A 19,129-nucleotide genomic window follows, 5' to 3' on the forward strand; every position below is an offset into this window, starting at 1 on the left:
AGATAAGTGTAGAACGCCGAATAAAAGTGTCCAGCGTCGTTTTTATTAATATGAAGTGGTGGTTAATTTGGATTTAATTCTGCTTAATATGTTTCATCTGCCGGTGATAAATTGCAGTTACTATTCCTTTAGACTATCTACTTTATTTAGACCTTAATTTTCGTTTTCAGGCAAAGGACACCCTATGAGCCATGTTGCGCCGTCGGTCGCGCAAGAAAATGACGCTAAATCAATAACATGGAGGTATTCCGTTGCAGGTGCCCGTGACCTGAGAATTGACTTTATGCGCGGCATTGCCCTCGTCATGATGGTCGTGGCGCATACGGAGGTGATGTCGATATTTAATATATTCTCCTGGGAGCGTTTTGGGTTAACAACAGGTGCAGAAGGCTTTGTCATTCTCTCGGGGTTTATGCTGGGTATGCTGAATCGCGCGCGTCTGCAAAAAGTGGTTTTGCTTACGGTTTCCTGGGGACTTTATCTCAGGGCATGGAAAATATATCGCGTAAATATCATTATCATAGTGTCGTTTATTCTGCTGGCCTATATCCCACATATTAACGTTTTCGAGGTCACCCATTTTACCGACCGCTTTTCAGGTCAAAGCTGGTCGCTTTATCCTGTGACGCCGCAAATTAAAGAGACCTGGTTCAACATTATTCTCTATTTGCAGATCGGCCCCCACCAGACGCAAATTCTCGGACTGTATATCTTTTTGCTGCTACTCAGCCCGCTATTTTTAGGGATGCTGCAGAAAGGAAAAGTCTGGTGGCTGCTGGGGCTGTCGCTGCTGGTGTACAGCCTGTGGCAGCGGTGGCCGCTTCGGCTGACGCCGTCGGAATTCGAATTTGCCTTCCCGCTGCTCGCCTGGCAGTTCATCTTTGTGCTGGGCATGGCCAGCGGCTGGTATAAAGCCGAACTGCTCTCGTTCGCCCGGACGCCCCCGGGCAAAGGGGTGGTGGTGGCGCTGGTCATGGTGTCGCTGGTGCTGGGATTTGTTGCCCAGAACCATACCAACCCGTTTATGCCGCCCGCGCTGCTGATGCACGTCATCCCGCCTGACAGCTTCAATTCGTTTTATCACACCTGGGCGGCGAAGAATGGGCTTGGCCCGGTGCGGGTATTGAACGATATCGCCCTGATGGTCACCGTCTACCTGGTGCTGACGTATTGCTGGACGCCGCTCAACCGCCTGCTGGGATGGTTCCTCATCCCGCTAGGGCAGCACTCGCTCTATACCTTTATTTTGCATGTTTACGTGGTGCTGCTGCTGAGTCAGTTCATCACCTTCGATTTATGGCGTCACGCCTGGATAGAGAACACGTTAGTGCATGCGGCGGCACTGGGTATTTTGTGGCTGATGGCAAAATACGACGTCGGCGCACGCTGGATACCTAACTAAGGATGGCGGTTATGCGCGAAAAATGGCTTCTGGCGGGCGTGCTGCTCGCCGCGATACCCGCCGCGGAGGCGGCGCAAAGCAGTGATAAAGAAACCCTGCGCGATAAGAACGGTGAACCCGTTCAGGCAGGCGTTTTTACCAGCCGTTGGGGGCGCCTGTTCTCGGGTAACGACAAGAAATTCTCAGGTGCGCTGAGCTTTAGCTCGGGACTGAAAGAGCAGTGGATGAGCATTCCTAACAGTTCAGACACCGCCACGGAAAAGAAAAAGATTAACCAGACGCTGAATCTCAGCCTTCAGTATTCCCCCTACAGCTTCTGGTTTGCCAACATTACGTCCCGACTGCCGGTCAGAGACACCAGCCGCTACACCGCCGATTTTCGCTACAGCTTCGGCTACGATGACTGGCACGCCAACACCGTGAGTCTGGTTTACAGCAACTACGGCGATAACCATTTCTGGACATCGGGCAGCCGACGACACACCTATTTCGAACAGGGCGCCTTCACGCTGGCTTATAAGTTTTCGCTACCGAAACCGGTTGAAAACACGCTCCTGATTAATAAAGGGGATTCCATCATTTGCCAGGTCGGGTACAGCTGGGTACCGCGCTACTACGACCTCAGCAGCGATGACATCCGCAAAAATAAAAACGTCATGCTCGGCGGCTGCGGCTACACCTTCAAACAACATTTCTTCGTTCGCGCGACGGCATTCTGGTTCCCGGACAGCAGCCAGCAGCAGCCCTGGAACGGCGATTACAGCTACAGCTTCGGTTATGCCGGCTATACGCCGGGTTCGTTCTCCATCCAGTACGCGAACTATGCGGGAACGCGCTATCCGGGGCACGGCAACGGGAATGCAAAATTCAGGGAAGGGACCGTGAGCCTCATCTGGTTCTTACCGCTTTAGGAGGGATGTATGTCGGCGCTGCACGTGTTAATCGTTGAAGATTCGCTGATTTATCGTCGGTTACTCTCCCGAATGCTCACCCAGTGGGGATATATCGTGAGCGAGGCGGAAAATGGTGTCGACGCGCTGGAAATCTTGTCCAGCCAGCCGGTCAGCATGGTGATAAGCGACTGGGAAATGCCGGAAATGGACGGACTGACGCTGTGTCAGACCATCCGCAACCGTCAGTTTGGCCGCTACGTGTATATCATCCTGTTGACGGCCCGCGAGAATGCCGGGGACGTGACGCAGGGGTTTGATGCCGGAGCGGATGATTTTTTGAGTAAGCCCGTTGAGCAGGCTGAACTGCGGGCGCGGCTCCATGCCGGGGTCCGTATTCTTACGCTGGAGGCGACCCTCGCGGCGCACAACAAGCGCCTGAGTGAAGCGTTGCATCAGATTGAAAAAGATCTGGAACTGGCTGCGCGCGTTCAGCACTCGGTGCTGCCTTCACGCCGCTTACGCTATGGCGACTACTTCTCCGACTGGCTTTTCCTGCCGTCAGCCTGGGTTTCGGGCGATGTGTTCAATATTTTCCCTCTGGATTCACATCTGGGATTCTATTGCGTTGATGTCTCGGGTCACGGCGTGGGGGCCGCGATGATGTCCCTCGCGGTGGCTCGCCAGTTTTTACATGGCCGGGTGGTGGATCGCTTTCTGTTTACCGAAGAGGGGGGGATTCAGTCACCTGCGGAGGTTGTCAGGATGTTGAACAGCCGCTTTTGCAGTGAAGAGAGCGACATCACCAGTTATTTCACGCTCATTTACGGCGTGATCGATCCAGAGACTGGCGAAGGGTGGCTGTGCCAGGCCGGGCATCCTACTCCCTTCATTGTGAATGCGGACAGCGCCGTCACGTCCGTGGGTGATGGCGGACCGCCGGTCGGGCTAATCCCGGATCTGAACTGGGAAGACGTCGCGTTTACCCTCCATCCAGGGGATCGCTTATGCTTATTCAGTGACGGTATTACCGAGTGTGAGAACGTCAGCGGCGAGCAGTTTGGCCCGCAACGTCTCGAACGCTGGCTTCATGAGCATGCCCGGCTCCCCGTTGACCAGCTCCTGCCGCGGTTCGGTGACCACCTGACCGGCTGGCGCAATGCAAACCGTGATGAACCGATCGCCTTAACTGATGACGTGTCACTGCTCGTGATTGAGCGTCAGGGAGAACAGAATGATAATTAACACTGAACGATTACCGCATGCCAACATTCTCACGCCCGCGGTCCGACGGCTGGACGCCTCCGTTGCTGCGACGTTTAAAGCGTCCGTGACGGAGGAAATCGGCAGCGATCGTAAAGCCTTAATCGTCGACTTTAGCAAAGTGGATTTCATCGACAGCAGCGGGCTGGGGATGCTGGTGTCGTTGTTTAAGCTGATGAACGGGAAAGGCGACATGGCGCTGTGCTCTCTGAACCCCGGGATCATGAACATGTTCACCCTGACCCGAATGGATCGCATCTTCCGTATCTATCCGGATAAACATAGCGCGCTTGCGCAGCTGGGGCAGTAGATGCAGAGGCCAGAGCATGCTGAATTTCCGGCGGCGATCGCGTCCCTGACGCCGCTGTCCGACTGGCTGAGAGACAGGCTGAGCGCGCTTCCCGTCGATGACGAGTGGCGTTTCGCCTTCGATCTCGCCGTTTGTGAAGTGGCAACGAATATCATCCGCTACGCGCTTCATGAGGATAATTCGTGCGTCTTTAGCGTACAGTTCGCCATCCGCGGCAATGACGTCAGCCTTGTTTTTATCGACGCGGGTGACGCGTTCCCGCAGGAGCGTCTTGAGATCGCCCGGCGAGACCGTTTCTGCGAAATGTCGCCGCTGCTGGAGAGCGGCAGGGGGCTAATGCTCATATTGCTGAGCGTCGATCGTTTCACTGTTGAACGCGTGGCGGGTGAAAATATCGCCACGCTTGAAAAGAAAATACGCGTATGACATACGGGCCATACGCGCGTGATTTTATTTCTTATCGGCAAACAGCTCCGGCGCCCACGGACGTGGATCCACTTCCATAAACGGCGCGCGCTCGAAGCGGTCCTTCAGCGCCCACGGCACCGTGCAGTCGAAGATCGTCTTGCAGGAAATGCCGTTGCCGCGAATCGAGGTGCTGTAATCCGGCGACTGGGACGGATCCAGCTGGTGGCCGCGGATCCCCGGAATATTGGTGATGCTCACATCGCCCTGCATGCGCGTCGTCATCGCCCACAGGATGTCGTCGCTGTCGAAAATATCCACATCTTCGTCGACAAGAATAATGTTTTTCAGCTCCGAATAGGTAGCTAAGGCGATGAGCGCCGCCTGGCCCTGGCGTCCTTCGTCTGACGGCTGGCGTTTTTTCACCTGCAATATGCCGAGGAACTTACCGCCGCCCGCGGTATGGGCATAGACGTTTTGCAGGAAGCCCGGAATTGCCTCTTCAACGGCATTACGGATGCTGGCCTCGGTCGGCAGTCCGGCCAGCGTGGTATGTTCTTCTCCCGGTCCCACCAGCGTCTGCAGGATCGCGTGGTTGCGCATGGTCACGGCTTTCACTTTGATCACCGGCAGGGAGGGATTCGCCTCACCGCAGTAGCCCGGGAACTCCGGCATCGCGTGGCCAGTGTTGGTATGCTGATCCTCTCTTACGCGCACGCCCGGAAGCAGTTCGCCTTCGATGATGATTTCCGCCCGTGCGATGGCTTTCTCTTTGACCGCCACGCCCTGCACCAGCTCGACCGGCTGCTGGCGCAGCGCCCCGGCGACGCCCAGCTCGTTGTAGCCAAACGGCGTGGTAGGGGCCTCAAAGCATGCGCCGATATAGATGGCGGGGTCGAGACCCATGTTGATCGTCACCGGCAACGGTTTTCCGGCATCCTCCGCTTTTTTACGGAAGACTTCGATATGTCGCCCGGCGGCAAGGAACATGGAAAGCTCGTCGCGCTCCTGCACGCAGAGGCGGTGAATGGTGACATCCGTCAGCGAGCTGTCTTCCGGATCGCTTGCCAGCACCAGCCCCAGGCAGAAAAACGGACCGGCATCAATTGGCGTATTGGTCGGTGCCGGAAGCAATTTGCGAAGATCGAAGTCAGGATCGTCAGCGTAGAAGACCTGTTCCTGGCAGGGGGCCTGCGAGGCCGGAACGACAACCGGTGCGACCGGCTTTTTCACCGCATGGCCAACGTGTTTTGCCAGTTCAGACGGTTCGCAGCCTAACAGCAGCGCCGCGCGCTCGCGGCTGGCGTGCATGCCCACCAGAATGCGGGAGCCCGGATAGCCCTTCACGCTGTTGAACATCATGGCCGGACCCGTGCGGGTCGGACGTTTGACCGTGCCGCCTGCGCCGATATGGCGATAGACACCCGCAAGTTCCGCGTTGGGAGCGACAGGATGATCGGTTTCAATATACTGGCCTTCGTGGCGCTGCAGTAAGGCGATGGCGCTGCGGAGATCGTTGACTTGGTTTTCCATATTTTCCTCCCTCGGTTGAATACCTCCATTTTTATGGCAAAGACCAATGGCATCAATTTCATCATTTCTGTTAAATTGATAAGTAAATTTATATCAATACAGGGAGACGTCTCGTGCAGTTTCGTCAGATGCGCCACTTCATTGTCGTTGCCGAAGAGCTCCACATGCACCGGGCCGCCGAGCGTCTGAACATCGCCCAACCGGCGCTGAGCCAGCAGATAAAGGCGCTGGAAGAACGTTTAGGCGTCACGCTTTTCAGCCGGGCGAACCGCCGCTTAACCCTGACGCCCGCGGGCGAAGCGTTTCTGGTCAAAGCCCGGCTTGCCATCTCGTTGACCGAGCAGGCGGTGCTGGATGCCAGACAAACGGCACGGGGCGAGCAGGGGGCGTTAAACCTGGGGTGCGTGTCGAGTGCGATGTTTGACGGCAGGCTGCCCGCCGCGCTGCGCCAGATGCACAGCCGCTGGCCGGCCATTACCATGTCCCTGATGACGGGAAATGTGCAGACGCTCTACGCCGCCGTGCAGAGCAACCAGCTGGACGTGGCCATCATCCGCGCGCCGCTGCCGTCGCTGCCTGACGATCTGCAAAGCCGGCCGTTCACCTCGGAGAAAACGGTGCTGGCGCTCTCTCGTCAGCATCCGCTCGCCGGATCGTCCGCGCTGACGCTTTCGTCGGTGAAAGACGAAAAATGGATCTCGCTGCGCGATCCGGAGGGAATGGGGCTGGAGCAGTACTTCTATGACGCCTGCAGCGGGGCGGGCTTTCAGCCGGACGTGGTGCAAAATGCGACCGACGTGCCCACGGTGATAAGCCTTGTTGCGGCCGGATTTGGGCTGGCGCTGCTGCCCGCGTCGGCAAAGGCAGTGAGCGTTGAGAATGTCGTCTACGTGGACATCCTCGACCGGCTGCAGGAGAGCGAACTCACCCTGGTTTGCCACCGGATTATTCGTTCAGAAGTGCTTAAAAAGTTTCTGGTCACGCTCGATCACACCTGACGTCCGGCAGCCCGCAGCAGCTGCCCGCGCAGCCAGGCGTTCGCCGGATCCTGGCTGTTTTTCGGGTGCCAGTACATGTTGATGGTAATCGGCTGGAGCGGCAGCGGCGGTGGGAAAATATCCAGCGTGCTGGCAAACTGCTTCAGCATCCGTTCCGGCAGGGTACATACCAGGTCGGTACCGGCAACCAGCGCAGGCGCCATAGCGTAGCTCTGGGTGGACATGGCAACGTGTCGCTGATAGCCCAGCCCGGCGAGGGTTTGGTCGACAAATCCGGTAAAGGGATCTCCCGCCGACGACACCACCAGATGGGAAAGCGCGCAGTAGCTTTCCAAATCTAACGGACCTGTTCCACGCGGATGAGCTTTGCGCTGGGCGGTGGCAAACGCGTCGTCGAGAAGTTTGCGCCTCACCCATCCGTCATGGGCGCCCGCGCTCACGCCGATGTAGATATCCACATCACCGTTTTCCAGCTGCTGCGGCAGGTCTACCATCTCCGGCAGGGCGAAGCGCAGGCGGATGCCGGGGGCATCGGTACTCACCTGGTTAAGCAGCGCGGTGCCCAGCATCAGCGCTGGGTTTTCATGTAGCGCGATAACAAATGTCCGGCTGCTGGTGTGCGCCTCAAACGTGGTGGGGGCGAACATCGCGCGGATGCCGCGTAGCACGCTTTCAACCTGTGGCCTCAACGCCTCCGCTCTCGGCGTGGGTAACACCCCACGTCCATGTGGGGAGGGAATAAACAGCGGTTCGCCAAACAGCGTGCGCAGACGCGCCAGTCGGGCAGAGAGCGCGGGCTGGCTGATGCCCAGCCGCGTGGCCGCATGAGTAATGTTCCTGTCCTGAAGCAGGGCGTCCAGCGCCAGGAGCAGGTCTATGTCCATGTCAGATATACGCGACATCACTCTACTTCACGCCGCTGGCGTCCCGGTTGGTATAGGTGACAGGGACCCAGGCATAGCCGCCTTTCTCACCTTTCGTCACATAGCCGATGCCCGGGAAAGGCAGATGGGGCGCGGCAATAAGGTCTTTATTTTTCACAAAGTCAGCGAACGCATGCTCGCGTACGCTTGCCGCTTTGTTCTCATCTTCATCGTAGGTGATGGTCACCGCAGGCTGCGGGAACTGGACCGCCGCTGCGTGAATGATGTCGCCGACAAAGGTGATCTTCTCGCCTTTACTTGTCAGCGTGTAGAAGGCTGAACCCGGCGTGTGTCCGGGATGAACCTTGCCGGTCAGCCCCGGAAGAATCTCCGATGTGCCGCTAAACGGCACCACTTTACCCGCGTCAAGATAGGGTTTTAAGGTCTTCTGTGCGACATCGAAATAGTTCTTGCCGTAGCCGGTTTTCTTCTGATTGTCGTCGTTAAAGAAAAAGTCGACGTCCGGTTTGCCAACGAAAACGCGCGCGTTGCTGAATACCACCTTGCCGTCTTTCACCAGGCCGCCCGCGTGGTCGGAATGGGCGTGGGTCAGTAGAACTTCAGTAATGTCCTCGGGTTTGATTCCCTGGGTGGCGAGGCTCTCAATCAGACGTCCGCCGTTGCCGGGGCCAAAGAGCTGACCGGAACCGGTATCCACCAGGATTTTGTGTCCGGGCATCGCAATCAGGAAGGCGTTGATGGACACTTCTGCCGGGTTTGTCTGAAAGTTTTTCGCGAGCAGTGCATCAATGTTTTGCGGCGTTGTCCGGCGCAGCAGCTTGTGCAGATCCTGCGCAACGGTCCCGTCCGTAAACGACGTTACCAGAACGTCACCGACCTGCACGCTGTAACCGCCCGCTGGTTGTTTAACGACGTGCTGCGGCGTTTCTGCCGAGGCCTGCAGCGCAGGGTAGAACAGCAATGAACTGGAAATCAGCGTGGAAATAGCAAGTTTTTTCACGGTAAGCATACGAGTCTCCTTTGAAAGTGCTCATCTTACTGCTCCGTAAAATTATAAGAACCTGCTCAGAAATGATAGGACCTATAAACGAGATAAATAGCACAGCGCAACAGCCGGGTGGTGGTGAAGCCTTTCCCGGCCCGTAAAGCGTTATTTTTTCAGCGGTGCGTTCCAGCTATCCAGAGTGGCCCTGGACCAGGCACCATAAGCGGCATTTGGGAGCACAATCCAGTCGTTGCCGAAGTGTTCGGCGCTGGCCTCAACCAGCTCACGCTGCTGCTCGCTCGGTTTTTTGTTTTTGAACTGTACGGCGAAGTCCGGCAGGCTGTCGCCGAACAGCATCACGATCTGCTGCTTTTTGAGGATGCTCTGACGGCGCTCTTCCTTGCTGACCGTATCCAGCAGCACGCTTTCGTCAGATACCTGCGGCAGGCCGAGAGCGTTTAACGTCTTCAGCGTGTCGGCTTTGTTTTCCTGCATACGGTCCGAAACATAATAGATCCTGACCTTGCTTTGATTCACATGGTCAAGAAACGCCTTCGCTCCCGGAATTAAGCCGGGTTTTCCCTGTTTTTCCCAGTCGCTCCAGGTATCCCATTTCGTATAGTCGTGACACTGCGCCATGTCGCGCACCAGCAGAGGGGTGTTATCCAGCACCGTTTCATCCAGGTCCATCACCACGGCGTAATTTTCAGGTGTTTTCAGATCTTTTAATTTTTCGTTGAAACGCTCGGTGGCAAACCGATACGTCTGCAGCTGAAGGGCCAGAATCTCTGCCGATTTCTGCTGATAGCGCAGCGCCATTTCGTACGCTTTGGGTTCACACAGCTCGCGCTCAGCGGCCGTCGCCGCTGCACTCAAAACGGGTAATGCCAGCAGTAATGCCTTAGCCATTGAATTCACACTTCTTTCCTCAACACCGTGGTTAAAATCCCGAAAGCGTAATGAAGTTCAATGACAGAAATATGAAGGCAGCGGCGCTACACCAGCATGTAATACCAGAACAGGGCGACCTCGTCTTTTTCCGGTAAGGCGTTGTAGAGATACCGATCGTACCCGCCCAGGGTGAACCCGTAGTTACGGTAAAACAGACAGGCAGAGACGTTCACATTTTGTGTTTCAAGCCGTAATCCCGGCGCGTTTACGCTGCGGGCCCACACGTGCGCGGCAGCCATTAATTTTTGCGCGGCGCCGGTTCTGCGTCTGGTGCGATCAACGGCAATATAATCCACTGAAATAAATTTATTCCAGCCGATTGACGCGGTAATAAATCCGGCTAATTCACCGTCATCGGTTTCCGCAACAAGAAATATGGCGTCCGGATTAACGCAATGGTTTTCAAGCGTTTGGATGTCGAGTTCGTAGGTTTTTATCCAGGGCTCGGCGACGGCTTCAATATGCAAATCACAATGGATAAAGGGCTCTCGCGCAATGTGGCTAATGGTGAAAGAAAAGTCACAACATTCAAGACGGACGAGGTCCGTATTTAATCCTTTTCGAATCTGCATAGTATTCCCGATAGTGAGTTATTTCATAAAGAATAGACGACGCGGTTAAATCCGCTGAGCTCACGCACTTGTGATCCTGAACTAAGCTTGTACTTCGTTCCGCGTAAAATGTGGGTCATTCGAGGACAATGAATGGAATTCAGGACATTTCAAAAGCAGTGGGGTGCTGAGTTTATTTCCGATGACGTGGTACGTTTTCGCGTCTGGGCAGAAGGACAGAAAGAACTTACGCTACGTCTGGCCGCCACCGACGTGCCGATGACGGCGGTGGGGCACGGCTGGTTCCAGGCAGACGTCCCCGGCGTCATGCACGGTGCAGAGTATCAGTTTGTCCTGCAGGACGGCATGACGGTACCCGACCCGGCATCGCGCGCGCAAAAGGGCGACGTTAACGGGCCATCGGTTGTTATCAATCCCCGACGCTATCAGCCGGTTAACCGGGACTGGGCAGGGCGGCCGTGGGAAGAGACGGTCATTTACGAGCTGCACGTCGGCACCTTTACCCCGGAGGGCACCTTCCGGGCGGCCATCGACAAGCTGCCCTATCTGGCGGAGCTTGGTATCACCCAGCTTGAAGTGATGCCCGTTTCCCAGTTTGGCGGAACCCGCGGCTGGGGCTACGACGGCGTGCTGCTGTATGCCCCGCACGTTGCCTATGGTACGCCGGAGGATTTTCACGCGTTTATCGACGCCGCGCACGGGCTGGGGCTTTCCGTGGTGCTGGATATCGTGCTCAACCACTTCGGCCCGGAGGGGAATTATCTCCCTCTGCTGTCGCCCGCGTTTTTTGATGCGGAGCGGATGACGCCGTGGGGCAACGGCATCGCTTACGAGCGCGAGCCGGTGAGGCAGTACATCACCGACGCACCGCTCTACTGGCTGACGGAGTACCGTCTGGACGGCCTGCGCTTTGATGCCATCGACCAGATTAAAGACAGCTCCGGGACGCACATTCTGGAGGAGATTGCCGCGAAGATCCGCGAGGCGATCCCGCATCGTCACGTTCATCTGACAACGGAAGACAGCCGCAACGTGATTTTCCTGCATCCGCGCGATGAACAGGGCAACACGCCGCTGTTTACCGCCGAGTGGAATGATGACTTCCACAATGCTGCCCACGTGTTTGCCACCGGCGAAACGCACGCCTACTACCAGGATTTTGCGTGTGAGCCGGAGAAAAAGTTCGCCCGTGCGCTGGCGGAAGGGTTTGTCTACCAGGGCGAGATTTCGCTGCAAACCGGAGAATCTCGCGGTGTGGAGTGCCGTACCCAGCCGCCGCAGTTTTTCGTCGATTTCATTCAAAACCACGATCAGACCGGCAATCGCGCCCAGGGGGAGCGGCTCATCACCCTCGCGGGGGCCGACAGAACGCGGGTGCTGCTTGCCGCGCTGCTGCTTTCTCCCCATATCCCGCTGCTGTTTATGGGCGAGGAGTATGGTGAAACTCACCCGTTCCTGTTCTTCACCGATTTTCACGGCGACCTGGCAAAAGCGGTGCGGGAAGGGCGCGCGAAAGAGTTTACCGGCCACGCCGGGCACGATGAAGCCGTCCCGGACCCGAACGACGTTAACACCTTCGTTCGCTCAAAGCTCGACTGGCATAAGATTGCTACCGACGAAGGGAAAACGTGGCTGCGCTTCACCCGCCACCTGCTGACGTTGCGCCATCGCTATATCGTGCCGCTTCTGCATCAGGGCGGCATCGTTGAGGGCAAGGCGATCGAGACCGCGCCCGGCATGGTGGCGGTGAGCTGGCGCTTCCCGTCCGGGACGCTTTCTCTGGCGCTCAATATCGGCCCTAAGCCTGTCGACGTGCCCGCGCTCGCAGGGGAGACGCGCTTCGCCTGGCCGGAGGTAAACGACGTTTTGCCGCCGAACAGTATTGTCGTTCGCTTTGCTGATGGAGACGCATCGTTATGATCCCTTCCGCCACGTACCGTATTCAGTTCCGCAACGGCATGACGTTTGACCGCGCTGTCGAGCTGGTGCCGTATCTGAAAGACCTCGGCATCAGCCACCTCTACGCCTCGCCCGTGTTTACCGCCACAACGGGTTCCACCCACGGCTATGACGTGACCAACCCGAATGAAATTGACCCCGCGATTGGCGGTCGGGCAGGGTTTGACCGCATGGCCGCGGCGCTCAGGCAGGCTGGCATGGGGCTGATTCTGGATATTGTCCCGAACCATATGTCCACCTCGCTGGAAAACGCCTGGTGGCGGGACGTGATTGAATATGGCCAGCAGAGCCGCTATTTCCGCTATTTCGATATCGACGCGTCGCGCCCGCTTACGCTGCCGTATCTCGGCGACACCTTTGAGGCGGAGCTGGAGAAGGGTGCCATTACGTTAAAACGTGACCCTGTCACGAATAAAGCCTCTCTGGTCTATTACGACACGGCGTACCCGCTTAATCCGGGCACGTACAGCGAGGATAAAAGCATCGCCGAACTGCATGAGGCGCAGAGCTGGCGGCTGATGTCCTGGCGGGAAGCGCCGAAGCAGCTCTCGTGGCGGCGCTTCTTCGAGATCACCGGTCTTGTAGGCGTACGGGTTGAAGACGAGGCGGTCTTCGACGATACACACCGTCTCATTCTTGAGCTGGTTCACGCGGGCGTGGTTGACGGCCTGCGCATTGACCATATTGACGGCCTGGCCGATCCGCTGGGTTATTTGCAGAAGCTGCGGCATGCAGCCGGACCTGACTGTTACATCACGGTCGAAAAAATTCTCGCGAAGGGAGAGCAGCTCCCCACCGACTGGCCGGTTTCCGGCACCACCGGCTACGAGTTTATCGCCTCGCTGGCGGAGGTGCTGGTCGATGACGATAACCTCTCGCGCCTGGAGACAATCCACGACGAGACGCTGGGCGTCACGGTCGATCGCCACGCCGAACTGCGCGATGCCAAGGGTCTGATGACCGATCGTAATTTTGAGGGCGAGTTCACCACGCTGCTAAACCTTGCGGACGATCTGGCCCGCCGCAATGACGTTGCGCTGCCCCGCGAGGAGATCCGCCACGCGCTGCGCGAGCTGCTTATCGCCTTTCCGGTGTACCGCACCTACGGCACTCGCGAGGGACTAACCCCGCCTGACGTGGCGCTACTTAACCGCGTAGTCGCCAGCGTAAATACGTCCGAAGCGGCCCTGAGCTTGATTGTCCGCATTCTTACCGGCGATCTGCCGGAAGATTGCCGCGACTGCGCCGCGCTTTTCAGAACCCGCTTCCAGCAGCTGACCGGGCCGCTGATGGCGAAGTCGGTGGAAGATACGCTGTTTTTCCGTCTGAACCTTGAGCTTGCGCTCAATGAAGTGGGCGCTGACCCGACGCCGCGCGCGTTCTCGTTATCCCGCTTTCACCAGGAGATGCGCATTCGTCTCGCCCGTCAGCCCGACGCGCTGCTGGGCACCTCCACGCACGATACCAAGCGCGGAGAAGACGCCCGGGCGCGGCTCTACACCCTGACGGAGGCGCCGGAACGCTGGGGAGAAAATCTCGCTCGCTGGCGGCAGATGAACCAGACCCAGGTGCGTTTTCTCAACGACGGCACCGCGCCGAACGCCGCCGATACCTGGATGATCTATCAGGCGCTGGCGGGCGTCTGGCCCGCCACGCTGTCGCCTGACGATGCCGAAGGGCTTGCATCGCTGGAGACGCGTTTCCTCGGCTTCCTTGAGAAAGCGCTTCGCGAGGCGAAGCAGCGCACCGACTGGATCGACAGCAACGAGAGCTATGAGAGCGTGGTGCTGAGCTATGCGCGGCATCTGCTTTCCCCGGATAACGCCCCGTTCCTGCACGATTTCAGCGAGGCGATGCAGCCCTTTATCCGCGCCGGGCTGATGAACAGCCTCAGCCAGACGGTCATCAAGCTGACGGCGCCCGGCGTGCCGGATATCTATCAGGGCAGCGAGGCGCTCAACTTTAGCCTCGTCGACCCGGATAACCGGCGGGAGCCGGACTTCAACGCGCTGGTGCAAAACCTCAGCGCGGCGGATGCTTCAGTGTTTGAACACCCGGCGTGCTGGCGGGACGGCAGGGTAAAGCAGTTTGTCACCGCCACGCTGCTGCGGCTTCGACCGCATTACGACGCGCTTTTCCGCTACGGCGACTGGCTGCCGCTCAAGGTTTCCGGTGAGCGCGAGGAGAACCTGATTGTCTATGCGCGCGTTAAAGACGAGGAGGCGCTGATCGTTGCCGTGCCGCGTCTGGTTTTTGGCATCACCGATAATCATCAGCTGTGGGTCAATACCACGGTAGCGATACCCGACGAACTGGCCGGGAAGCGCTATCGGGATCTGTTCAACGGTGAAAGCCGCATTCTGCAAGAGACGCTGGATTTAACGTCAGAAAAGGGATGTGTACTGGTTCTGCTTACCTGCGAATAATCGTGGAGAACGAAAATGGCAAAGGAAATTACGTTTGAAATTCGGGCCGGTCATGGCCAGCAGTTGGGTGCGAATTATGACGGGAAGGGCGTTAACTTCGCGCTGTTCTCCGCGCACGCGGAGCGGGTGGAGCTCTGTCTGTTTGACCCGTCCGGGAAAACAGAAATCGCCCGGCTGGAGCTGCCGGAGTATACCCATGAGGTCTGGCACGGCTATGTGCCTGACCTGAAACCCGGTGCGCTGTACGGCTATCGCGTCTACGGCCCCTACGATCCGGAAAACGGTCACCGCTTTAACCCGCATAAGCTGCTTATTGACCCGTATGCCCGTGAACTGGTGGGCGATATCGACTGGAACGACGCCCATTTCGGCTATGAGCTGGGGCACGACGAACTGGATCTTAGCTTCGATACGCGGGACAGCGCGCCGTTTACGCCGAAATGCAAGGTTATCGACCCGAACGCTTTTGACTGGCAGGACAACAACCGGCCAAACGTGCCCTGGCCACATACCGTCGTCTATGAGAGCCACGTAAAGGGTTTCACCCAGATGAACCCGGCCATCCCGCCCGAGCTGCGCGGGACGTTCGAGGGGATGGGACACAAAGCCTCGGTCGACTACATCAAGAGTCTGGGCATTACCTCGGTGGAGCTGCTGCCCGTTCACTGGTTCCCGGACGACCAGCATCTGCTCGACCGTGGCCTGAAGAACTTCTGGGGCTATAACACGCTCGGCTTTTTTGCTCCGGCGTCGCGCTACTACGGCCCGGCGGGGATCCAGGGCTTTCGCGACATGGTGCGCGCCTATCATGACGCGGGCATCGAGGTGATTCTGGACGTGGTCTACAACCACACGGCGGAAGGTAACGAGCTGGGGCCAACGCTTTCATTCAAGGGCATTGATAACTACAGCTACTACCGCACGCTGCCGGACCAGCACCGGTATTACATTAACGACACCGGGACGGGGAACACGGTGAATACCTCCCACCCGCGCGTGCTGCAGATGGTGATGGATTCCTTGCGTTACTGGGCCGAATCCATGCACATTGATGGTTTTCGTTTCGACCTGGGGACGATTCTGGGCCGCGAGCCTGAGGGGTTCGATCCGCGCGGGGGCTTTTTCGACGCCGTTACCCAGGATCCGGTGCTCTCTAAGCTCAAGCTAATTGGCGAGCCCTGGGATATTGGCCCCGGCGGTTATCAGGTCGGTGGCTTCCCGCCAGGCTGGGGAGAGTGGAACGACAAATACCGCGATACCGTGCGCGAGTACTGGAAGGGGGACAACGTCTCGACGGATTTTGCCGCGCGTCTGCTGGGCTCCGGGGATCTGTACGACCTGCGCGGGCGTCGCCCGTGGGCCAGCGTCAACTTTATCACCGCCCATGACGGCTTTACGCTGAATGACCTGGTGTCGTACAACGAGAAGCACAACGCCGACAACGGCGAGGACAATAACGACGGGCATAACGATAACCGGTCGTACAACTATGGCGAAGAAGGGCCGACGGAGAACCCGGACATTATCGCCACCCGCGAACGGCAGAAGCGTAATTTCCTGACCACGCTGCTTTTCTCCCACGGTACGCCGATGCTGCTGGCGGGGGACGAGTTTGGCCGCACGCAGAAGGGTAACAACAACGGCTACTGCCAGGACAGCGAGATCTCATGGATCGACTGGAAGGGGCTGTCCGAAAACGACGCGGCGCTGCGCGAGTTCACCCGCCGGCTCATTGCCCTGCGCGCGCAGCAGCCGTTGCTGCGTCGTGAGAGCTGGCGCGACGGGCTCGAGATCCGCTGGTTCAATGCCGGAGGCGGTCCGCAGCAGGCCGAGCAGTGGGATGAAGGATCAACGCTCGGGGTCTCCATCAGCAGGCCGGATCTTCAGCAGGAGGACGGCATCTGGCACGACGTGCTGATGCTGTTCAATCCGTTTGAAGGCACCGTGCCGTTCCATATCCCGCAGTTTGGCGAAGGGGGATGGGTGCTGGAGCTTTCTACGGCGGATGACGCTGCCGCCGGGACAGCGTTCACCGAAACCGTAGAGTACGAACTGGCCGGACGCAGCATTACCCTGTTCAGACGTCCGTAATTCAGAGTGATGCCGCCGCGCGGGCGGCGGTGTCATACAGGGAGGAGATCGCGCGTAGCAGCTGCGCGGTTTCGCCGATGGATTTCCCGGAAATGCCGCTCTCCGCATGAATGGCGATTAGACACGCTTCGCGCACGTCCCGGTACTTCATGCACAACGCTTTCCCTTCCTCCGTGGTGGAGAAAAAGAGCTCTTTACCCGCTTTCTCGCTCGTCACGTAGCCCGCTTTGACCAGCTTTTTCAGGGCATAGGTCACTACATGCGTATCTTCCACGTTGAGAACAAAGCAAATATCGGCCAGCTTTTTCTTGCGGTCGCGATGGTTCACGTGATGCAGCAGCGAGACGTCAAAAGCGCCCATATCCGGCTCTCCGGCTGCGGCCATGCAGCGCACCATCCATTTGTTAAACGCGTTGCCGGTCATGATCAGCGCGTACTCCAGCTCTGACAGTTCCGCGCAGCGCTCCGACACCAGATGGCGGGAGGAGACGATCCGGCCATCGTTGATATCGTTGCAATCGGGTGAAGCACTCTTTTTCGAGGTCATAACGTTCCTTAGCCAGAAATGTAAACTCGTCGATAAAATAAGAACATTTTATTGATAATTTGTTTACATGTTTTTGAGGTTCAGATATAGCTTTTTAGCGCAGGTTTTGTGAAGCCTGGCGAAAAACACAACATCGCTCGCCGCAAATTAAAAAAATAGCCGTCGGCGCGCAACGCTCACTTTCGATAGGGTAAACGTTATGGACGGTACTACGCTGTTGCCGCTGATCGGGATACCGATCGTGGTCATTGGTTTTGCACTGCGCTTCAACCCGCTGCTGGTCGTTGTGGTGGCGGGGCTGGCAACTGGCCTGCTGGTCGGGATGGATTTCGGGATGCTGCTGGAGACCTTTGGCGAGAAGTTCGTCAATAGCCGATCGCTGGCGACCTTCATCCTGATCCTGCCGGTAATTGGTCTGCTGGAATATTATGGGCTTAAAGAGCGCGCCCAGGCCTGGGTGGCGAAGATCGCCAGCGCCACCTCGGCGCGTATTCTGATGCTCTACTTCGTGGCGCGTGAAGGCACCGCCGCGCTGGGGCTGATGTCGCTGGGCGGCCATGCCCAGACGGTACGCCCGCTGCTGGCCCCGATGGCCGAAGGGGCAGCGCTGAACGAATACGGCGAACTGCCGCAGCACATTCGCGACAAAATCAAGGCCCATGCCGCGGCGTGCGACAACATCGCGGTCTTCTTTGGGGAAGATATCTTTATCGCCTTCGGTGCGGTGCTGTTGATTGACGCGTTTCTGAAGGAAAACGGGATCGAAGGGATCGAACCGCTGCACATCGGCCTGTGGGCCATTCCCACCGCCATTGCGGCATTGATTATTCATATGACGCGCCTGCTGCGCCTGGATGCCAGCATCCGCCGCGACGTCATGGCCTGGCGTGCAGAGCAGGGTACGCAGGGGGCCGCGCAATGATGACGCTTATCACCATTAATCGGGTGTATTACCTGATCGGTTTTGTTGTGATGCTGCTGGTTGTCATGACCCTGCGCGACCGCGCTAATCCGAAGCGTTTTACCACCGCGCTGTTCTGGTTTTTATTCGGCGGTATCTTCCTGTTCGGTGACCTGATGGTTCAGGAGCTGGGCAAATCGCTGGCGTACCGGATCGTTGGCGGTTGCGTTATCGCTATCGCGCTGCTGGCGGGTTTTGGCCTGGTCGGGAAAGGCCACTATAAAATGGCCTCCGACGAGGAGCGCATTGCCTCGTCAAACCGCCTTAAAAACTGGCTGTTCCTGCCCGCGCTGATGATCCCGGTGGTGACGGTAATCGGGACGCTGTTCCTGAAGGGGGTGTCGATTGGCGGCGTTTACCTTCTCGACCAGAAACAGCTCACTCTGGCGGCGCTGTGCGTGGCCTGCGTCGCGGCGATCCTTACCGGCTGGTGGCTGACCAAAGGCACGCCGCTGCACGCCATTCGCCAGTCCCGTCGTCTTGTCGATACCATCGGCTGGGCGGTGATCCTGCCGCAGATGCTGGCCATGCTCGGCGGCGTGTTCGTGGCGGCCAATACCGGTGATTCGGTACAGAAGGTGGTGAGCCTGTTCGTGAACCCGGACAGCCGCTTCATGCTGGTGGTCATTTACTGCGTGGGGATGGCGCTGTTTACCATGATCATGGGGAACGCCTTTGCGGCCTTCCCGGTGCTGAGCGCGGGGATCGCCTTGCCGTTCCTGATTAACGTGCATCACGGCAACCCGGCGCCGCTGCTGGCGATCGGCATGTACGCGGGCTACTGCGGCACGCTGATGACGCCAATGGCCGCGAACTTCAATATCGTTCCCGCCGCGCTGCTGGAGCTGAAAGACAAATATCAGGTGATCAAGATCCAGATCCCGACCGCGTTAACCCTGCTGGTGGTGAACGTGTTCCTCATGTATTTCCTCGTGTTTCGCTAAGGAGCTGT

The 19,129-nt window shown here is 57.8% G+C and carries 17 protein-coding genes; 11 read left to right on the top strand and 6 right to left on the bottom strand.

What is annotated here, in order from left to right; all coding sequences use genetic code 11:
* Positions 1-184 precede the first annotated feature (184 nt).
* From opgC to A6013_RS09375, 5 genes are read left to right on the top strand one after another with little or no spacing between them, the layout of a single operon-like run.
* Entirely contained in the window at positions 185-1,402 is a 1,218-nt protein-coding gene (gene opgC / locus A6013_RS09355; protein ID WP_069732939.1) for an OpgC domain-containing protein, read from the top strand.
* Between the two features lie 11 nt (positions 1,403-1,413).
* Positions 1,414-2,313 carry a hypothetical protein gene (locus tag A6013_RS09360; RefSeq protein ID WP_028013196.1) on the top strand — a complete coding sequence of 300 codons (900 nt, stop codon included), beginning with the start codon at positions 1,414-1,416 and terminating at the stop codon, positions 2,311-2,313.
* A 9-nt stretch (positions 2,314-2,322) separates the two neighbouring features.
* A complete protein-coding gene (locus A6013_RS09365; RefSeq protein WP_069732940.1) occupies positions 2,323-3,537 on the top strand; it encodes a PP2C family protein-serine/threonine phosphatase in 1,215 nt (404 codons plus the stop codon).
* Positions 3,527-3,865, top strand: a complete 339-nt coding sequence (locus tag A6013_RS09370; protein WP_028013194.1) for an STAS domain-containing protein — start codon at positions 3,527-3,529, stop codon at positions 3,863-3,865. The genes A6013_RS09365 and A6013_RS09370 overlap by 11 nt, the downstream gene beginning before the upstream one ends.
* Positions 3,866-4,291, top strand: a complete 426-nt coding sequence (locus tag A6013_RS09375) for an ATP-binding protein (RefSeq protein ID WP_069732941.1) — start codon at positions 3,866-3,868, stop codon at positions 4,289-4,291.
* A 24-nt stretch (positions 4,292-4,315) separates the two neighbouring features.
* Here A6013_RS09375 and A6013_RS09380 read toward each other — a convergent pair whose 3' ends face one another.
* A complete protein-coding gene (locus A6013_RS09380; RefSeq protein ID WP_069732942.1) occupies positions 4,316-5,803 on the bottom strand; it encodes a UbiD family decarboxylase in 1,488 nt (495 codons plus the stop codon).
* Between the two features lie 113 nt (positions 5,804-5,916).
* Between A6013_RS09380 and A6013_RS09385 the strand changes: the two genes are divergently transcribed.
* Positions 5,917-6,801, top strand: a complete 885-nt coding sequence (locus tag A6013_RS09385) for a LysR substrate-binding domain-containing protein (protein WP_069732943.1) — start codon at positions 5,917-5,919, stop codon at positions 6,799-6,801.
* Here the strand turns inward: A6013_RS09385 and A6013_RS09390 are convergent.
* The 4 genes from A6013_RS09390 to A6013_RS09405 form a co-directional block, all read right to left on the bottom strand.
* The gene (locus A6013_RS09390; protein WP_049137971.1) at positions 6,792-7,703 is read right to left on the bottom strand and encodes a LysR family transcriptional regulator; all 912 of its coding nucleotides are present in this window, start codon (positions 7,701-7,703) and stop codon (positions 6,792-6,794) included. The genes A6013_RS09385 and A6013_RS09390 overlap by 10 nt on opposite strands.
* A gap of 4 nt (positions 7,704-7,707) precedes the next feature.
* Positions 7,708-8,694: an MBL fold metallo-hydrolase gene (locus tag A6013_RS09395; RefSeq protein WP_069732944.1), complete on the bottom strand. Its 987-nt coding sequence runs from the start codon at positions 8,692-8,694 to the stop codon at positions 7,708-7,710.
* A 141-nt stretch (positions 8,695-8,835) separates the two neighbouring features.
* Complete coding sequence (locus A6013_RS09400; RefSeq protein WP_180216685.1) at positions 8,836-9,579, bottom strand: 5'-nucleotidase, lipoprotein e(P4) family; 744 nt, start codon at positions 9,577-9,579, stop codon at positions 8,836-8,838.
* 86 nt (positions 9,580-9,665) lie between these two features.
* Complete coding sequence (locus A6013_RS09405; protein WP_041909946.1) at positions 9,666-10,193, bottom strand: N-acetyltransferase; 528 nt, start codon at positions 10,191-10,193, stop codon at positions 9,666-9,668.
* Between the two features lie 132 nt (positions 10,194-10,325).
* Between A6013_RS09405 and treZ the strand changes: the two genes are divergently transcribed.
* The 3 genes from treZ to glgX are packed head-to-tail and all read left to right on the top strand — an operon-like array spanning position 10,326 to position 16,669.
* On the top strand, positions 10,326-12,113 hold the full coding sequence (treZ, locus tag A6013_RS09410; RefSeq protein WP_069732945.1) for a malto-oligosyltrehalose trehalohydrolase: 1,788 nt from the start codon (positions 10,326-10,328) through the stop codon (positions 12,111-12,113).
* A complete protein-coding gene (gene treY, locus A6013_RS09415; RefSeq protein ID WP_069732946.1) occupies positions 12,110-14,578 on the top strand; it encodes a malto-oligosyltrehalose synthase in 2,469 nt (822 codons plus the stop codon). Before treZ ends, treY begins: the two co-directional genes overlap by 4 nt.
* Positions 14,579-14,593: 15 nt before the next feature.
* Complete coding sequence (glgX, locus tag A6013_RS09420; protein WP_069732947.1) at positions 14,594-16,669, top strand: glycogen debranching protein GlgX; 2,076 nt, start codon at positions 14,594-14,596, stop codon at positions 16,667-16,669.
* 1 nt (position 16,670) lies between these two features.
* Here glgX and A6013_RS09425 read toward each other — a convergent pair whose 3' ends face one another.
* Positions 16,671-17,216 carry a winged helix DNA-binding protein gene (locus A6013_RS09425; RefSeq protein ID WP_041909953.1) on the bottom strand — a complete coding sequence of 182 codons (546 nt, stop codon included), beginning with the start codon at positions 17,214-17,216 and terminating at the stop codon, positions 16,671-16,673.
* Positions 17,217-17,415: 199 nt separating this feature from the next.
* Between A6013_RS09425 and A6013_RS09430 the strand changes: the two genes are divergently transcribed.
* Together A6013_RS09430 and A6013_RS09435 are read left to right on the top strand one after the other, a co-directional pair.
* Positions 17,416-18,138 (top strand): DUF969 domain-containing protein, encoded by a 723-nt coding sequence (locus A6013_RS09430; RefSeq protein WP_028013182.1) that lies wholly within the window; start codon positions 17,416-17,418, stop codon positions 18,136-18,138.
* On the top strand, positions 18,135-19,121 hold the full coding sequence (locus A6013_RS09435) for a DUF979 domain-containing protein (protein ID WP_041909955.1): 987 nt from the start codon (positions 18,135-18,137) through the stop codon (positions 19,119-19,121). The genes A6013_RS09430 and A6013_RS09435 overlap by 4 nt, the downstream gene beginning before the upstream one ends.
* Positions 19,122-19,129: the final 8 nt, after the last annotated feature.

The sequence above is a fragment of the Enterobacter sp. IF2SW-B1 genome, assembly GCF_001743375.1.
GTDB classification, from domain to species: domain Bacteria; phylum Pseudomonadota; class Gammaproteobacteria; order Enterobacterales; family Enterobacteriaceae; genus Enterobacter; species Enterobacter bugandensis.

Coding starts and splice junctions, on each gene's coding strand:
- opgC (WP_069732939.1), top strand. CDS start 185: ATGAGCCATGTTGCGCCGTCGGTCGCGCAAGAAAATGACGCTAAATCA.
- A6013_RS09360 (WP_028013196.1), top strand. CDS start 1,414: ATGCGCGAAAAATGGCTTCTGGCGGGCGTGCTGCTCGCCGCGATACCC.
- A6013_RS09365 (WP_069732940.1), top strand. CDS start 2,323: ATGTCGGCGCTGCACGTGTTAATCGTTGAAGATTCGCTGATTTATCGT.
- A6013_RS09370 (WP_028013194.1), top strand. CDS start 3,527: ATGATAATTAACACTGAACGATTACCGCATGCCAACATTCTCACGCCC.
- A6013_RS09375 (WP_069732941.1), top strand. CDS start 3,866: ATGCAGAGGCCAGAGCATGCTGAATTTCCGGCGGCGATCGCGTCCCTG.
- A6013_RS09380 (WP_069732942.1), bottom strand. CDS start 5,803: ATGGAAAACCAAGTCAACGATCTCCGCAGCGCCATCGCCTTACTGCAG.
- A6013_RS09390 (WP_049137971.1), bottom strand. CDS start 7,703: ATGTCGCGTATATCTGACATGGACATAGACCTGCTCCTGGCGCTGGAC.
- A6013_RS09395 (WP_069732944.1), bottom strand. CDS start 8,694: ATGCTTACCGTGAAAAAACTTGCTATTTCCACGCTGATTTCCAGTTCA.
- A6013_RS09400 (WP_180216685.1), bottom strand. CDS start 9,579: ATGGCTAAGGCATTACTGCTGGCATTACCCGTTTTGAGTGCAGCGGCG.
- A6013_RS09405 (WP_041909946.1), bottom strand. CDS start 10,193: ATGCAGATTCGAAAAGGATTAAATACGGACCTCGTCCGTCTTGAATGT.
- treZ (WP_069732945.1), top strand. CDS start 10,326: ATGGAATTCAGGACATTTCAAAAGCAGTGGGGTGCTGAGTTTATTTCC.
- treY (WP_069732946.1), top strand. CDS start 12,110: ATGATCCCTTCCGCCACGTACCGTATTCAGTTCCGCAACGGCATGACG.
- glgX (WP_069732947.1), top strand. CDS start 14,594: ATGGCAAAGGAAATTACGTTTGAAATTCGGGCCGGTCATGGCCAGCAG.
- A6013_RS09425 (WP_041909953.1), bottom strand. CDS start 17,216: ATGACCTCGAAAAAGAGTGCTTCACCCGATTGCAACGATATCAACGAT.
- A6013_RS09430 (WP_028013182.1), top strand. CDS start 17,416: ATGGACGGTACTACGCTGTTGCCGCTGATCGGGATACCGATCGTGGTC.
- A6013_RS09435 (WP_041909955.1), top strand. CDS start 18,135: ATGATGACGCTTATCACCATTAATCGGGTGTATTACCTGATCGGTTTT.